Source organism: Streptomyces sp. NPDC046939, assembly GCF_040644575.1.
Taxonomy (GTDB): Bacteria; Actinomycetota; Actinomycetes; order Streptomycetales; family Streptomycetaceae; genus Streptomyces.
This window is the reverse complement of record NZ_JBEYWV010000005.1, coordinates 229,170-243,295: the sequence shown is the minus strand read 5'-3', so window position 1 is coordinate 243,295 and position 14,126 is coordinate 229,170. Positions and strand designations below refer to the sequence as shown.

At 71.1% G+C, this 14,126-nt stretch carries 14 protein-coding genes and 1 pseudogene; 6 read left to right on the top strand and 9 right to left on the bottom strand.

What is annotated here, in order from left to right:
• Positions 1 to 205: 205 nt before the first annotated feature.
• Positions 206 to 1,456, bottom strand: a complete 1,251-nt coding sequence (locus ABZ877_RS08080) for a molybdopterin-dependent oxidoreductase (protein ID WP_361066233.1) — start codon at positions 1,454 to 1,456, stop codon at positions 206 to 208.
• A gap of 185 nt (positions 1,457 to 1,641) precedes the next feature.
• On the opposite strand from ABZ877_RS08080, the gene ABZ877_RS08075 reads away from it, so the two are divergent.
• The gene (locus ABZ877_RS08075; RefSeq protein ID WP_361066389.1) at positions 1,642 to 2,958 is read left to right on the top strand and encodes a hypothetical protein; all 1,317 of its coding nucleotides are present in this window, start codon (positions 1,642 to 1,644) and stop codon (positions 2,956 to 2,958) included.
• Between the two features lie 30 nt (positions 2,959 to 2,988).
• On the opposite strand, the gene ABZ877_RS08070 is transcribed toward ABZ877_RS08075, so the two are convergent.
• Entirely contained in the window at positions 2,989 to 3,729 is a 741-nt protein-coding gene (locus ABZ877_RS08070) for a Mut7-C RNAse domain-containing protein (protein WP_361066229.1), read from the bottom strand.
• 153 nt (positions 3,730 to 3,882) lie between these two features.
• Positions 3,883 to 4,440, bottom strand: coding sequence for a TetR family transcriptional regulator (locus ABZ877_RS08065; protein WP_361066226.1), 558 nt, complete (start codon positions 4,438 to 4,440; stop codon positions 3,883 to 3,885).
• 102 nt (positions 4,441 to 4,542) lie between these two features.
• Here ABZ877_RS08065 and ABZ877_RS08060 point away from each other — a divergent pair, with 102 nt between their 5' ends.
• A complete protein-coding gene (locus ABZ877_RS08060; RefSeq protein WP_361066223.1) occupies positions 4,543 to 5,700 on the top strand; it encodes an FAD-dependent monooxygenase in 1,158 nt (385 codons plus the stop codon).
• A 102-nt stretch (positions 5,701 to 5,802) separates the two neighbouring features.
• Here the strand turns inward: ABZ877_RS08060 and ABZ877_RS08055 are convergent, their stop codons facing one another.
• From ABZ877_RS08055 to ABZ877_RS08045, 3 genes are all read right to left on the bottom strand, one after another.
• On the bottom strand, positions 5,803 to 6,552 hold the full coding sequence (locus tag ABZ877_RS08055) for an SDR family oxidoreductase (RefSeq protein ID WP_361066220.1): 750 nt from the start codon (positions 6,550 to 6,552) through the stop codon (positions 5,803 to 5,805).
• Between the two features lie 258 nt (positions 6,553 to 6,810).
• Positions 6,811 to 7,194, bottom strand: a complete 384-nt coding sequence (locus ABZ877_RS08050; RefSeq protein ID WP_361066217.1) for a hypothetical protein — start codon at positions 7,192 to 7,194, stop codon at positions 6,811 to 6,813.
• A 228-nt stretch (positions 7,195 to 7,422) separates the two neighbouring features.
• A complete protein-coding gene (locus ABZ877_RS08045) occupies positions 7,423 to 7,719 on the bottom strand; it encodes a hypothetical protein (RefSeq protein WP_361066215.1) in 297 nt (98 codons plus the stop codon).
• A 192-nt stretch (positions 7,720 to 7,911) separates the two neighbouring features.
• Here ABZ877_RS08045 and ABZ877_RS08040 point away from each other — a divergent pair.
• Positions 7,912 to 8,085: pseudogene (locus ABZ877_RS08040) on the top strand (fic family toxin-antitoxin system, toxin component); the annotation flags it as partial.
• A gap of 404 nt (positions 8,086 to 8,489) precedes the next feature.
• Here the strand turns inward: ABZ877_RS08040 and ABZ877_RS08035 are convergent.
• Positions 8,490 to 9,131, bottom strand: coding sequence for a TetR/AcrR family transcriptional regulator (locus ABZ877_RS08035; protein ID WP_361066212.1), 642 nt, complete (start codon positions 9,129 to 9,131; stop codon positions 8,490 to 8,492).
• 98 nt (positions 9,132 to 9,229) lie between these two features.
• Here ABZ877_RS08035 and ABZ877_RS08030 point away from each other — a divergent pair, with 98 nt between their 5' ends.
• Complete coding sequence (locus ABZ877_RS08030) at positions 9,230 to 9,967, top strand: SDR family oxidoreductase (RefSeq protein WP_361066209.1); 738 nt, start codon at positions 9,230 to 9,232, stop codon at positions 9,965 to 9,967.
• Positions 9,968 to 10,213: 246 nt separating this feature from the next.
• On the opposite strand, the gene ABZ877_RS08025 is transcribed toward ABZ877_RS08030, so the two are convergent.
• Positions 10,214 to 11,179, bottom strand: a complete 966-nt coding sequence (locus ABZ877_RS08025; RefSeq protein ID WP_361066206.1) for an NAD(P)-dependent alcohol dehydrogenase — start codon at positions 11,177 to 11,179, stop codon at positions 10,214 to 10,216.
• A gap of 100 nt (positions 11,180 to 11,279) precedes the next feature.
• Here ABZ877_RS08025 and ABZ877_RS08020 point away from each other — a divergent pair, with 100 nt between their 5' ends.
• A complete protein-coding gene (locus ABZ877_RS08020; RefSeq protein WP_361066203.1) occupies positions 11,280 to 11,939 on the top strand; it encodes a TetR/AcrR family transcriptional regulator in 660 nt (219 codons plus the stop codon).
• Positions 11,940 to 12,056: 117 nt separating this feature from the next.
• Positions 12,057 to 13,388, top strand: a complete 1,332-nt coding sequence (locus ABZ877_RS08015) for a PHB depolymerase family esterase (protein WP_361066200.1) — start codon at positions 12,057 to 12,059, stop codon at positions 13,386 to 13,388.
• A 102-nt stretch (positions 13,389 to 13,490) separates the two neighbouring features.
• On the opposite strand, the gene ABZ877_RS08010 is transcribed toward ABZ877_RS08015, so the two are convergent.
• Positions 13,491 to 13,979 carry a MarR family transcriptional regulator gene (locus tag ABZ877_RS08010; protein ID WP_361066197.1) on the bottom strand — a complete coding sequence of 163 codons (489 nt, stop codon included), beginning with the start codon at positions 13,977 to 13,979 and terminating at the stop codon, positions 13,491 to 13,493.
• Positions 13,980 to 14,126: the final 147 nt, after the last annotated feature.

Sequence of the window (14,126 nt, the reverse complement as noted above, 5' to 3'; positions counted from 1 at the left end):
TTGTCCGCGGCCGAGTACAGCGGCACCAGAACCAGATCGTGCAGCAGCGCCGCCCCCACGATCCACAGCGCCACGCCGAGCCAGTCACCGGCGAACAGCCGCACGCCCGCATAGGCGGCGAGCGCGGACGAGCCCGCCAGCAACACGAGTTGGAACGGGCTGCCGAGTCGCGGCCGGGGCATGGTCCACTTGCCTGTCATCGTCTTCACAGCCTTCCGAACGTCAGCCGGGCCACCCACTTGGTGTTCAGCACTCCGGGCGCGGCAGGCACGATGATCCGCGCCGGGTAGCCGTGATCGGGGGTGAGCGGGGCCCCGTTCACGTACAGGGCGAGGAGGGAGCGCGGATCGGCCACCTGATTGGCGCGCAGCGCGGCGTGCCGGAACGCGCCGTGACGCTGAAGGGACTCCACGAACACGTCCGGCGGATCATCGCCGTCATGGCCGACGAGGGCCGCGAGGTCCCGCAGCCGTACGCCGCGCCACCGCTGGTCGGACGTCGACCAGCCCTCCACACACGCGATCGGCAGCGCGGCACTGTGCAGGGCGAGCGCGTCGAGCCGCGCCCGGCTGAGACGGATCGTGCCGGAGCGTCCGGTGACGACCAGACGCCAGGTGTCCGCGGAGGTCTCGGCCGCGCCGACACCCGCGTAGGCGGCGGTCTTGTTGATCTGGAAGCCGTTCGGTCCGCCACCGGGTTCGGCGCCGCCGTGCGGGGCGAGCAGTGCCGTCGGTCGCAGCCCGTCGAAGCCGCGCCCCACGGTCGTCGCGAAGAGCAGCGCCGATCCGCCGCCGACGAACCACAGGGCGCCGCGCCGCGAAACGGTCGCCGGCTCGGGGCTCGGCGCGACCAACTCCCCTTCCCCCTCCGCCCCCTCCTCGCCGTCCCGCATCTTCCGTACGTTGCGCAGTGCGGCCGGTGTCTTGAGCGCCGCGTGTGTCAGGAAAGCGGCGAAGAAGACCCAGGCCCCGTAGAAGTGCAGCGGGTAGAATGAGCCGGGGAAGAGGTAGTCGAGCTGCACATTGAGCACGCCCGTCACGAACTCGAACAGGCCGCCGCCGACCAGCAGAAGCAGCGAGAGCCGCTCCAGACCGTGGGCGAGGGAGCGGACCGGTGGCAGCGCGAACAGCCGGGGCAGCACCGACCACAGCTTGGCGAGAAGCACCGGGATCAGCGTGACGCCGAGCGTGACGTGCACGCCTTGCGTCAGCCGGTACAGCCAGTGCGGGTTCGTCGGCCAGGCGAAGAGGTAGAGGCCCAGCAGCCCTTTGCCGGGGGTCTTGTCGTTCACCGCCGCCAGGTCCGGGTTGTACGCGGCGTAGGAGAGGAGACCCGTCACGAACAGCACGGGAACACCGAGGAGCAGCACGAGGCCGAGCACCGAGGTGAAGCCGGAACCGCGCAGCGGGCTGCGCCAGAATCCGGGTGAGGAGGGGGAACGAAGGGTGTCGCGCATGGTGCGACGGTAGGCCGGATCCCCGCCCGAACCGCCTGCGCGACCCATGACGAAACGCTGACGTCCGGCCCCGGCGGCGCCGTCCGCGCACCGACCCGTCCTAGCGTTCCCGTGTGACCCGCACCGACGCTCCCACCAGGCCCCCGAGGCCGTCCAGGGCCGAACCCCGCTCCGGCCGCCGAGACCTGTACGCCGTCGCCGGGGCCGCCCTGCTCGTGGTGGCCGCCGTGCTGATCGGCCGACACATCGAACACACCCGGCACACCCTGCACGTCGGCTGGCCACCCCTGTACGCCAACTGGCTGCCCCACATCGGCCCCGGCACCCCCGCGGCGCTCGCCGTGGCCGCCGCCGTCGTGGCGTACGCCCCCGCGCTCACGACAAGACTCTCCTGGCCCGCGCTCCTCGCCACGTCCTGGGCGACCGCGACCGCCTGGATCGTGAGCCTGGCGCTGATCGACGGATGGCACCGCGGCATCGCCCGCCGCCTCACCACCAAGTACGAGTACCTCCAGGTCATCGACCGCTTCCACGACATCCCGGCCACCCTGCGGGACTACACGCACCACATTCTCATCGACTCCCCCGACCATTGGCCCGCCCACACCGCCGGCCACCCCCCGGCCGCGCCGCTCACCTTCGTACTCCTCGACCGGATCGGCCTCGGCGGCGGTGGGTGGGCCGGAATGTGGTGCGTCGTCGTCGGAGCGACGGCCTGCGTGGCGGTACTGATCACCGTCCGGGCGCTGGTCTCCGAGGAGTGGGCCCGGCGCGCGGCACCGTTCCTGGTCCTGGCACCGACGGCGGTGTGGATGGGCGCGTCGGCCGACGCCTACTTCGCCGCCGTCGCCGCCTGGGCCGTGGCCCTGCTCGCCCTCGCGGTGAGCGGCCGGTCCATGTGGTGGGCGGCGGGCTCGGGCCTCCTGTTCGGCCTGCTCTGCTACCTCTCGTACGGGCTCACCCTCTTCGCCGTCATCGGCGCGGCGGTGCTGTTCCTCGGCCGACACCGGGTACGGGAACACCCGGCGATCCTGGCGGCCTTGCTGCTCGCCGGACTCGCCGTGGTCCCAGCGGCGTTCACCCTCGCGGGGTTCAACTGGTGGGAGGGCTACCACCTCCTGGTCACCCGCTACTACCAGGGCGCGGGCGGCATCCGCCCCTACGGGTACTGGGTGTGGGCCAATCTCGCGTGCACGGTGCTGATCGCGGGCCCGGCCACGGTCGCGGGCCTGCGCAGGGCCGTCGGCCAACTCCTTCCGCGCCCACTCCCCCGGCCACTGACGCCCCAGGCCCGCCTCGCCCTCCTCACCACGAGCGCGCTCCTTGCTCTGCTCGTCGCCGACCTGTCCGGCATGAGCAAGGCCGAGACGGAACGCATCTGGCTGCCCTTCACCATGTGGCTCCTGGCAGGCGCCGCGTTTCTTCCCCGACGGCGCGTCTGGCTCGCGGCACAGGCAGGGCTGGCGCTGACGATCAATCACCTTCTGCTGACCGGCTGGTAGACGGCGCATGGCGACACCGCACGCGGTCAACTACAGTTCGCTGCCCGGCCCGAACTCGGCCATCGCCGCCGTCACCATCGCCTCCAGGCGGTCGTGGTGTGCCCCGCGCCAGTACACACGGGCACACTGCCCGCACTGGGCGAAGACGTCGTAGGTGGCGCGCGTGCCGCCCTCGATGCGGTCCGTGATGTCCTCCTTGCAGGCCTGCGTCAGCGTGCCATTGCAGGCGGTGCAGCGGGTCCAGGGGCGCAGCTCCGGGGCGAACCGGCCGAGCACGTCACGAAGTTGGTCGTCGGGGCGGTCGCTGTAGACATAACCGCCCGCCCACAGTTCGCGGCGGCGCAGCAGCCCCCGGTCGCGGCTGAGCAGGACCCGGCGTTCGGTCGCCGAGCGGAGTGCGAGGGCCGGATCGCCGATGTCGGTGGCCTCGTACGCGGTGTCGATGCCGAGCAGCCGCATCCGGCGGGCGAGGGTGCCGAGGTGAACGTCGAGGAGGAAACGCAACGGTGCGCCCGGCACCGGCTGCGGCCGGGTGACGGCCCGCACCTCGACCCGCTCCCCCGCCGCCGGGATGTGCCCGGTGCCCGCCTCGACGCCGTCGACACGGAGCCCACCGACCTCGGTGAGCGGCACCCCGAGCGACTCGACGACGTGCCCGAGCGTGGAGACGCCGTCGACGGTGAGCGGCGCGGGCGTGCCGTCGCGGTAGGCGCGCGGCACGAACAGGCCAAGGGCGGGGGCGACTTCGACAAGGATCTCCGGACCGTTCATCGGCACAGAATGCCATGGCGGCGGGCGGGCCCCGTGAGGAGGACCGGCCGCTCTCGCCCTGGCGGACCTTCGAGCGAGTCATGCGGCGTTGACTGTCGCGGCCAGGGGCCCGCCCAGCCGCACTGTACGTCAGCGCGCTCTACGCCTGCGCGTCTAGCGCAGAGCCGCGGCGACCAGTCCCTCCATGGCCTCGCGCGGCACCTCGCCGCCCCGCACCAGCCGGTCGAACACCAGCCCGTCGATGCAGGTCAGCAGGGTGAAGGTGCGGTTGTCGACGTCGCTGACGCCGTGTGCGGACAGGAACAGCCGCACCGCCTGGTGGCCGGCGTTCTCGCGTGGGACGAGGATGTCGCGCAGTTGCGTGTCGCGCACGCTCTCGACCGTGCAGGCATGACGGGCCAGCGAGCGCCGACGGCCCTCGCCGGTCAGACGCTTGTGAGCGAGGGCCATCAGGGCGTCGACCAGTTCCTCGGCGGTTCGCAGGGGTGCGAGTTCGTCGGCCGTCGTCCGCAGTTCGGCCTGGTCGCGTTCGACGAGGCGGGTGGCGAGTGCGGTCAGCAGCGCGGCGCGGGTGCGGAAGTAGGCCGAGGTGGTACCGGCCGGCAGGGCTGCTCGGCGGTCGACCGCGCGGTGGGTCAGGCCGCGCATCCCTTCGTCGGCGAGGACATCGAGCGCCGCGTCCGCGAGGAGGGTGCGTCGGTTGGAAGCCATACCCCTTTTCTACACCCGTAGAGACCCGGGATAGGGTCATCTTCTTCATCTGTAGAAGATGCAGCAGAAGGGCCAGTAGAAGGGCCTGCAAAGGGGGTCGGTATGGGAAACACGGCAGTGGTGGTCGGAGGGGGCATCGGCGGGCTGGCCGCCGCGATCGGCCTGCACCGCATCGGGTGGCAGGTGACGGTCCTGGAGCGGTCGCTGACATCCCAGGACGCGGGGGCTGGTATCTCCCTGGCGGCCAACGGCCTACGGGCATTGGACGAACTCGGTGTCGGCGAAGCGGTCCGCAGAGCATCGCGGGGCCAGTACAGCGGAGGCACGCGCACGCCCCGAGGCCGCTGGCTGATGCGGATGGACGGCGCGGCTCTGGAGAAGGCGGTGGGCACACCAATCATGGGCATCCCCCGCGCCACCCTGCACCGGCTGCTGCGCGAGGCGTTGCCCGACGGAGCGCTGACCACCGGCTCCAAGGCGTCCGCCGTCACCCAGGACGGACCGCAGACCGTGCGCGTCGACTACGACACCACCTCTCTGCACGCCGATCTGGTCATCGCCGCCGACGGCATCGCCAGCACCGTCCGCGCTCAGCTCTTTCCGCACCATCCAGGCCCCGTCTACAGCGGTTCGACCGTGCTGCGCGCCATCACCGAGCAACCGGTGCATGTGCACAGCGACTTCGAACTGACCTGGGGCCCCGGCGCGGAGTTCGGGCACATCGCCTTCCCGGACGGGCGGGCCGAGTGGCACGCCGTCCTCAGATGCCCTGCCGGGACACGGCCCGCCGACCCTCTGGCCGCACTGAGCCGACGCTTCGGCACATGGCATCACCCGATCCCTGCCCTGCTTCAGGCGACCCGGCCCGAGGCCGTGCTCCACCACGACGTGCACGAACTGCGCACGCCGCTACCCGCCTACAGGGTCGGACGCATCGCGCTCCTCGGCGACGCGGCACATGCGATGCCCCCCAACCTCGGCCAAGGCGCCTGCCAGGCACTGGAAGACGCCGTCACCCTGGCCGCCACCCTCGCCACCGAGCCCACCATCGACACCGCACTCGCCCGCTACGACGCCGAACGCCGACCGCGCAGCCAGGCCGTCGCGGACGCCGCCCGCCAGGCCGGGAGAATGGGGCACCACCTGTCCCACCCGCTGGCCGTCATGTTGCGCAACACAGCGCTGCGACTGACGCCCTCCCGGGCCGCCACCCGCATGATCCTTCGCCACCACGCGTGGACCCCACCACCGCTGAACTGACCCGGCTCCTGTCCAGCGGCATGTCGGGTGCGCTGGACCAACGCGGGGAACGCCGTCGGCACCCCGGGCCGGCCGCGCTCACACCGCGCCCGGGCTTGGCCATCAACGGCCGAGCATCTCACCGCCGTTGACCTGCACGATCTGGCCGGTGACGTGACCGCCACCGGGAGACGCCAGCCACAGCAGGGTGGACGCGATGTCGTCGGGGATGCCGGCGCGGCCGGTCGGGATGGCGTCGACCCTGCGCCGGTACTCCTCCTCGGACATCGAAGGACCGAAGAACTCGGTGTCCTCGATGTAACCCGGCGCCACCGCGTTCACAGTGATCCCGCGCGGCCCGAGGGCCTTCGCAAGGTCGTACGTGTACGGGTGCAGGGCCGCCTTGGCGCCGCCGTAGGCGCCCGTGCCGGAACCGCGCAGCGCGGCGATGGACGACAGGAAGAGGATGCGTCCACCGGGTGCCCTGAGATGGTCGCGCAGCGCCTCCGTGAGCAGGACGGACGTGAGTGTGTTGATGCGGAAGTTGTCGTTCCAGGCGTGGGCGACGGCGTCGAGGGGATCACCGTCGGCCCCGTCCACCTGCGGCGCGGGCCGACCGAGCCCGCCCGCACTGTGCACAAGGACGTCGACGGCCCCGTCGAACGCGCCGAGCGCGAAGTCGGCGGCGCCGCGCGCGCCTTGAACGGTGGCGAGGTCCGCGGCGTACATCAAGCCGCCGGGTACTCCGGCCTTCTCCAGAACCTCGGCCCTGCGCCCGACGATGAGCACCCTGTCGCCCTGCGCGGCGAACGCCTGCGCGGCCGCGCGCCCGATCCCCGTACCACCACCGGTGACTATCACGTTGCGTGCCATGCCCTCGACCGTAAGGCATTGAGCATGCTCCAACTTCAGGTCGGCATTCTCATGTCGCAGAGAGGACGTAGGGACTGTCTCGTACGGGTCGTTGCCCCCTTCCCCCTTTGGTGCACTTGGCTTCTGGTTCAGCGCGTCGAACGAACCGAGTTGGTACGGCCGCGTCCATAGCGGCCGTGCGCCGGGGAGGGAGGACGAGCGGCTGGGTTGCCCCGATCAGGTCTTCGAAGCGTTGCACCGCTTGGAGTGGGCCTTCAGTCAGTCAGGGCGTTTGCTGGTCACGAGCACGTGGACATTGCCCAGATCCTCGATGGGGCGGTGCGGGACGTATCCGCGCGGGCGGATGGTGAAGACATCGGCGCGGAGTCGTTCCGGCTGCATGAAGAAGGCCGCCCAGATGCCTGCGGGCTGAGTTTCCTCGGGCATTCCGGGCTGCTGGAAGCGTCCTTCGAGGACCACGAAGTAGCAGGGATCGGGCACAGACCGCACGCCGCCTGGCTGAAGGAGCCGAGTGGCGGCATCGCGGGTTGTCGCCACGACGCGGATACGGTCCGGCTGCGCGTCGCCGTGTGCGCGACCCCAGGCCAGAGCCTCGTCGCGGATGCGGGCCAGGACGGACGGAGTCAGATTCGCGTTGGTCATATCGCTCCCCGGTGGTCGCGGAGTGGCCGGTGCGTCGATCCGGCCGCGCCGCTGTCAAGGACGCCGGGCCGGGGTGACCACGGTGAACAGCGGGCCCTCCCAGCAACAGGGCTGACCATCGGCGTCGTGGCCGCAAGTTGTCGCGCGCGGCCTGCGGTGTCCGGCGCAACCCGCGTCCGGTCGGCGAGGGGGCGTGCCGACGGTGGTGCGGCAGAGCTGTCCGCTCCGTTACGCCGACCGCTCCGGCCAGCGCCTGCCCCACTCCTTGACCACCCGGTCGCCGACGGCGAGCGAGTGATACGTCCGGCCGTTCACCTCGATGCTGAGCTCCCGCCCCTCGTCAGTGCGGATGTGCATCATGTAGTGGCCCGTCGGGCCGTAGGTACCGGTCGAACTGCTTACCCCCCGTCCGGTGACCTCCCCGGTGTAGGCGTCCTTCGTCTCGCCCAACCCGTGCGCGGCGATCATCGCCAGAACCATGGCGAGCGGGCCGACGGTAAGGAGCAGCACCATGGTGTTCGACATATGCGACCCCCGCATCGATGACGGCACCGACTGTCCACGGCAGGGTACCGGCCTTGTGAGCACCAGCCCAGATGGCGTAGCCAGAGGGGCTGTTCGATTCCGGCCCGGGGGCCGTGGCTGATTCATGGCCCGGGTGATGGGCGCCGTTGAGGTCACCGGAGAGGGGCGGGCTGGCGAGGCCTTACGAATCGCAAGGCAGCGGCACTCCTGCACACGCTGGCGCGGCTGCCGTGCCTGGAGCACTCCTCGAACGACTCCTGGACTACCCCGATCAAGGCGGCCGCCGAGCTGGTGCGCGACGCCGCCTCCGGCACGCAAGGCGTCGCTTCGATCGCGCGCCGACTGCGCGATCGGTCGATCGCTTGAGAGCGTCGCATCGCTGGTCGACACTGTCGCATGTGGCCCGGAGGCGAGGCCCCGGCTCACAACCTGCTGGCTTCGGCGTTGGCCGCCGGGGCAGCGTGTGCCGCAGCTCACCCGTTCCCCGCCTCCGTCGGCGGAACATTGCGCACGGGTGCGGCGTTGGGAAGGGTGTGGCTGCGGAGGGGACAGTGTCCCCGGGCCTCACCTATAGCCCATGGGGAAGATCGTTCGGCTGAAGCCCCATGGAGCCTTTCGCCGCGAGGCGACCGCCCTCCGCGTGCCACACCCATACGGCCCTGGCTGGTCTCCCCCGTCCAGCCAGGGCCTTCACGTGTCGGCGACTGGCCGGCCTGCGGACAACAGGGATTGCGGCAAGTGCCGCGCACACGACGATGAAAGGCGCCAAGTCAGTCCTCGCGGGCCGGACCGCGCCCGGCTGCGAGGCGGTTCTGTCCCCCGGGCCTGGGCAGAACTGCCAACGCGGTGTCCGCAATGTCGCGCACCGTCTCCGGGGCCAGCCCGGCCTTGCCTACCGCCTCGATACCGCGGACCACCGTCAGCAGCAGTGCCGCCAGCCGCTCCGGATCCGCGTCGCTGTCGATGTCGCCGTGGCGCTGGGCGGCGCTGATCTCCGTCCGCAGCAGGGTCAGCAGCGCTGTCATGGTTTCCGCCGACTGTCCGGCGACCGTCGGGTCACACTGGCCCAGTTCCGCCGCGCCCTTGGCCAGCAGGCATCCACGGCGCTCGGTGTCGGAGGCGGTGTTCTCCGCCATGAGGCGCACGTAGTCCGACAGCCGGGCCATGGCCTCCGCATCCGGGCCGCCCGCCAGCCGTGCTTCGGCCACCTCGACGACCGCTGTGCACCAGTCGCCGAACACGCGGTGGAACAGCTTGGCCTTGTCGCCGAACGCGCCGTACAGGCTGCCCTTGCCCAGGCCGGTCGCCCGGGCGATGTCGTCCATCCGGGTTCCCGCGTAGCCGGTCGCCCAGAACTGTTCCCGGGCCCGTTCCAGGACTTGGCGTTCGTCGAATGCGCGTGGTCTCGGCATGGTTTCAGCCTAGCCATTCTTGACTCGATCGTCCATTACTGCCTACGTTGTGGACGATCGATTCCAGAACTGCACTGACTGAACCGAAGGGGTTCGCCATGCCAGGCGTACTGCAGGAGAAGGTTGCCGTGATCACCGGAGGGACGAGCGGGATCGGGCTGGCCATCGCCCACCGCTTCGTCCGGGAGGGCGCACGGGTCTTCGTGACCGGCCGGGACGCCGACCGCCTCGATGCGGCGGTCAAGGAGATGGGCCCCGCGGCCACCGGCGTACGATCCGACGTCTCGAACCTCGCCGACCTGGATGCGCTCTACGCGCGCGTCCGAGACGAGGCCGGACACATCGACGTACTGGTGGCCAATGCGGGAATCGCCGCGGACGCCGCGCTCGGAGCCCACACCGAGGCGAACGTCGACCTGACGCTCGCCGTCAACGTCAAGGGCACGCTCTTCACCGTTCAGAAGGCGCTCCCGCTGCTGGCGGAGAACGCCTCCATCGTGGTCATCGGCTCAAGCAACAGCGTGCGGCCCAATGAGCAGCTCGAGGTCTACAGCGCCTCGAAGGCGGCGGTGAGCAACCTCGTGCACAACTGGGCCCGGCAGTCACGGGAGCGCCGCTTCCGGGTCAACGTGCTCAGCCCGGGCCCCACGCGCACCCCTGGCCTGCTGGGCGTCACAGGGCCTGCCGCCGATGAGTTCGCCGAGGCCACCGTGCCCCTGGGGCGACTGGCCGACGCCGAGGAGATCGCCGAGGCCGCCCTCTTCCTGGCTTCGGACGCCTCGTCGTTCGTCACCGGCGCCGAACTCTTCGCCGACGGCGGTTACACCCGGGCCTGAACGTTGGCCGGTGGAGCGCATCCAACTCCCCCGTTCCCGCGCGCGGAGGAATGAGTAATAGGGTGCGCTCCCGGCCGCGCGTGTGCCTCTCGCACTGTGCTGACCTGGATCCGCAATGAGTGAGGCCGATCCTTGGCAGTGGCCAACCTGGCCGCACAGGCCGCCCCTACCCGCCTCTAGGATGCGATCCGCGGACCTCCACCCTCGCCCATTCACATGGCCGTGATCAGCACCTCCACAGACGTCCTACGCCACCCTGACCACATACTTGCCCTGGACGCCGCCCGCCTCCAGTGCCCGGTGTGCCGCTGCCGTCTCCTCCAGGGGAAAGACCCTGTCCACCGCAGGGCGCAGCTTGCCGTCGACCACATGGCGGGCCAGGTCGTCCAGGTCCGCCCGCAGGGGGTTGCCGCTGAAGAAGCGCACCCGGCCGCGTCCGTGGACCGAGCTGGCCGCGAGGTAGGCGAGTGACGCGGCCGGTCGCTTCAGGTCGAAGGCGATGGTGACCATGCGCCCGCCGGGGTTCAGCAGGCGCCGGAAGGCCCGCAGGTCGGTCCCCGCGGTGTCCAGGACCACGTCGAAGCGGCCCAGGTCAGTCGGTCGCACGGTCCGGTGGTCGACGGCCTTGTGTGCGCCGAGCCCGCGGACGAAGTCGAGGTTGGCCGCGCGGGCGAGAGCGGTGACCTCTGCCCCGTACGCCCGGCCGAGCTGGACGGCGGCGTTGCCGACACCGCCTGCCGCGCCCCGGACGAGGAGTCGTTCGCCGGGGCGCAGCCGGGCTTTGTCCCGCAGCGCGGTGATGGCCGTGGTGGCCACCGGCAGCGCGGCGGCGTCCACCAGGTCGAGGCCGTCGGGGAGCCGGCCGACCCGCTCGGCGGGCACGGTCACGTACTCGGCGGCGCTGCCGAACCCGGCGGTGCGGCCCAGAACCCCCCACACACGGTCGCCGGCCGCGAACTGCGTGACTCCGGTCCCCGGCGCGGTGACCTCGCCGGTGAAGTCCAGGCCGACGCGCTTGGGGAATTTCCGGCCGGTCAGCAGGCGGACACGGCCGGCGCGGGCGGCCAGTTCGCCGCCGTTGACGCTGAACGCGCGTACCTTCACCAGGACTTCGCTCGGGCCTGGCTCGGGGCGTGCCACGCGGCCCGTATAGAGGACATCGGGGCCGCCGTAGCGGTCGTAGAGCACTGCCTTCATCATGCGGTCGTTCATCGTCTGCCTTTGCCGCCGGGGGTCGTTCGGGGATGTGGCACCGACCGTAGGCTTGGAAGTGGACGCGATCGTCCGCTTGGACCGGAAGCGAGAGACAGTGATGGCGGAATCATCTCGGATCACAGGCCGGGACGAGGTGCGGGCGGACGCCCGGCGCAACCGGGAGCGCCTCCTCGTCGCCGCTCGTGCGGTCTTCGCGGAGCGTGGAATCGACGCGCCGATGGCGACCGTGGCCCGACGCGCCGAGGTCGGCGTGGCGACGCTGTACCGGCACTTCCCCACCCGGGACGCCCTGGTGAGAGGCGCGTACGCGCAGCAGATGGAGACCTGCGCGCAGGCGCTCACCGACGCTCTGGCCGCCCCTGACCCGTGGCAGGGCTTCCAGCGGATGGTCGAGACGGTCTGCGCTCTGCAGCGGGAGGAACGCGGGTTCCCGGCCGCGTTCGTCGCGGCCTTCCCGGAGACCGCGTCGGAACACGCGCAGTCCCGGCAACAAGCCGAGCGGGACTTCACGACCCTGGTGCGCAGGGCCCAGGCGGCGGGCGCGCTGCGGGCCGATTTCCACCCTTCCGACCTCGCCGTGTTCCTGTTGGCCCACTGCGGTCTGGTGACCGCCCTGCCGGATGACGGTGCAGCGTCCCGGCGCCTGGTGGCCTATCTGCTTCAGTCATTCCGCGCCGACACCGCCACCGCCCCGCTGCCGCCGCCGGCCACGCTGACACTGCGCAGCCTCCCGATCGCTTCGCCGCCCCGGTGGTGAACGGCTTACGCGCGGCATCCGTGTGACGGTGTGGGAGCGCTTCCATGGCGGCCGTGCGCCTGCCGTCACGCCCGCGCTCCCAGCGATGACCCAGCCGCGACAGGAAGGGACGACCCCGTGTCCGTCACCGCAGGCAACACCGCGAGGAGACCACTGAGAACGACGCTCGTCGCGCTCCACGGAGCGCTGGTGGCACTGCTCGCCGCGCTGCTCCTCGGCGCTCCCCCGGCCGCCGCCGCCCGCACCGGCGCCGCCGACGTGCCCTACGCGACCCTCACCGAGGTCAAGAACTTCGGCACCAATCCCAGCAATCTCCAGATGTACGTGTACGTCCCCGAGAAGGTCACCGCCCATCCGGCAGTCCTCGTCGCCGTCCACTACTGCACCGGCTCCGGGCCGGCGATGTACAGCGGCACCGAGTACGCCTCGCTCGCCGACCGCTACGGCTTCATCGTCGTCTACCCGTCCGTCACCCGGGCCAGCAAGTGCTTCGACGTCTCCTCGCCGCAAGCCCTGCGGCGCGGCGGCGGCAGCGACCCGGTCGGCATCAAGTCGATGGTCGACTGGGTGCTCGGCACGTATCACGCCGATCCCCAGCGCGTCTTCGCCACCGGTATCTCCTCCGGCGCGATGATGACCAACGTGCTGCTGGGCGACTACCCGGACGTCTTCGCCGCCGGCGCCGCCTTCGCCGGGGTTCCGTTCGGCTGCTTCGCCACCACCGACGGCTCCGAGTGGAACAGCGCCTGCGCCAACGGCACCGTGATCCGCACTCCGCAGCAGTGGGGCGATCTGGTCCGCAACGCCTACCCCGGGTACACCGGCCCGCGCCCCCGTATGCAGCTCTGGCACGGCACTCAGGACGACACCCTGCGCTACCCGAACTTCGGTGAGGAGATCAAGCAGTGGACGAACGTCCTGGGCGTGAGCCAGACCCCGGCCTCCACCGACAGCCCCGTCGGCGGCTGGACGCGCACCCGGTACGGCGCCACGGGTGAGCGCGCGCCGGTCGAGGCCATCAGCCTCCAGGGCGTCGGGCACAACGTCTACGCCTACGGCATGGGCGCCCGCGTGCTCACCTTCTTCGGCCTGGACAGTCAGACGCCCGGGCCGGGCCCCGAACCCCAACCGTCCGGCTGCAAGGTGACCGCGAGCACCTCCGCCTGGAACACCGGCCTGACCGCCTCCGTGGCCATCACCAACACCGGCACCACCGCGATCAACGGCTGGAAGCTCGGCTTCACCCTGCCGAGCGGCCAGAACATCACCAACGGCTGGGGCGCCACCTACACCCCGTCCTCCGGGGCGGTGACGGCGACCAACGTCTCGTACAACGGCACGATCGCGCCGAACACCACCGTGACGATCGGCTACCAGGCCACGCACAGCGGCAACAGCGGGGCGCCGAGCGCCTTCACGCTCAACGGCAGCACCTGCACGACCACTTGATCGAACGGACGGCCAACTTCCCCTCCGGCTGAGCACACCGGATGACCTGACCGACCCGGCCGGCCCGACCACGATCCAGTCGGGCCGGCCGACCCGCCCGCCTCAAGCGGAACGCGCGGCCCCGTCGGGAATCTCCCCGTACTGCTCCAGCGCTCTGCGCAGGACGTCGGCGCTCTCCGCCAGGGGGCGTCGTTGGGAGCGGGGTATGGCGGTGAGTACGGTCGACAGGGCGCGTGCGCGGCCTTGGCGGAGTTCGTCGAGGTAGGACCTGGCCTGCGGGGTCAGATGAAGTTCGATCTCCCTGCCGCTCTGCGGACTCGGTACGCGTCTGATGAAGCCCATGACTTCGAGCCGGGTGCACAGGCGGCTGAGTGGCGAGGGCGCGGATCTCAGGGCCGCACCCAGTTCCCGCAGGTTGACGCCGTCGGTGCGTTCCAGCTCGTAGAGGACCCGCAGTTGCGACGCGGAGACGACGTAGGAGGAGTGGCTGTGGCGCTCGCGCTCCCACAGGGACTCCAGCCGTTCCATGACCGCGCACAGCGCCCGTACGGCTTCGTGGTCCTCGTCCGGCCCGGGGGGATGCTCGCCCATGCTGATAACTCCGAGGGGTCAGATCCAGGCCGACCGAGCCGGCGTGTTCGCCCGCTCCCGGGAGCGCCGGTGCGTGCGCCGGGCCGCCGGGGACCACGTCGGTGGCGTGACCGGCGTCGTGGCCGCTGTTTGCCTGTGCACTTGATT

Coding starts and splice junctions, on each gene's coding strand:
- ABZ877_RS08030 (WP_361066209.1), top strand. CDS start 9,230: ATGCCAGGCGTACTGCAGGAGAAGGTTGCCGTGATCACCGGAGGGACG.
- ABZ877_RS08020 (WP_361066203.1), top strand. CDS start 11,280: ATGGCGGAATCATCTCGGATCACAGGCCGGGACGAGGTGCGGGCGGAC.
- ABZ877_RS08065 (WP_361066226.1), bottom strand. CDS start 4,440: ATGGCTTCCAACCGACGCACCCTCCTCGCGGACGCGGCGCTCGATGTC.
- ABZ877_RS08035 (WP_361066212.1), bottom strand. CDS start 9,131: ATGCCGAGACCACGCGCATTCGACGAACGCCAAGTCCTGGAACGGGCC.
- ABZ877_RS08080 (WP_361066233.1), bottom strand. CDS start 1,456: ATGCGCGACACCCTTCGTTCCCCCTCCTCACCCGGATTCTGGCGCAGC.
- ABZ877_RS08010 (WP_361066197.1), bottom strand. CDS start 13,979: ATGGGCGAGCATCCCCCCGGGCCGGACGAGGACCACGAAGCCGTACGG.
- ABZ877_RS08045 (WP_361066215.1), bottom strand. CDS start 7,719: ATGTCGAACACCATGGTGCTGCTCCTTACCGTCGGCCCGCTCGCCATG.
- ABZ877_RS08070 (WP_361066229.1), bottom strand. CDS start 3,729: ATGAACGGTCCGGAGATCCTTGTCGAAGTCGCCCCCGCCCTTGGCCTG.
- ABZ877_RS08050 (WP_361066217.1), bottom strand. CDS start 7,194: ATGACCAACGCGAATCTGACTCCGTCCGTCCTGGCCCGCATCCGCGAC.
- ABZ877_RS08055 (WP_361066220.1), bottom strand. CDS start 6,552: ATGGCACGCAACGTGATAGTCACCGGTGGTGGTACGGGGATCGGGCGC.
- ABZ877_RS08025 (WP_361066206.1), bottom strand. CDS start 11,179: ATGAACGACCGCATGATGAAGGCAGTGCTCTACGACCGCTACGGCGGC.
- ABZ877_RS08060 (WP_361066223.1), top strand. CDS start 4,543: ATGGGAAACACGGCAGTGGTGGTCGGAGGGGGCATCGGCGGGCTGGCC.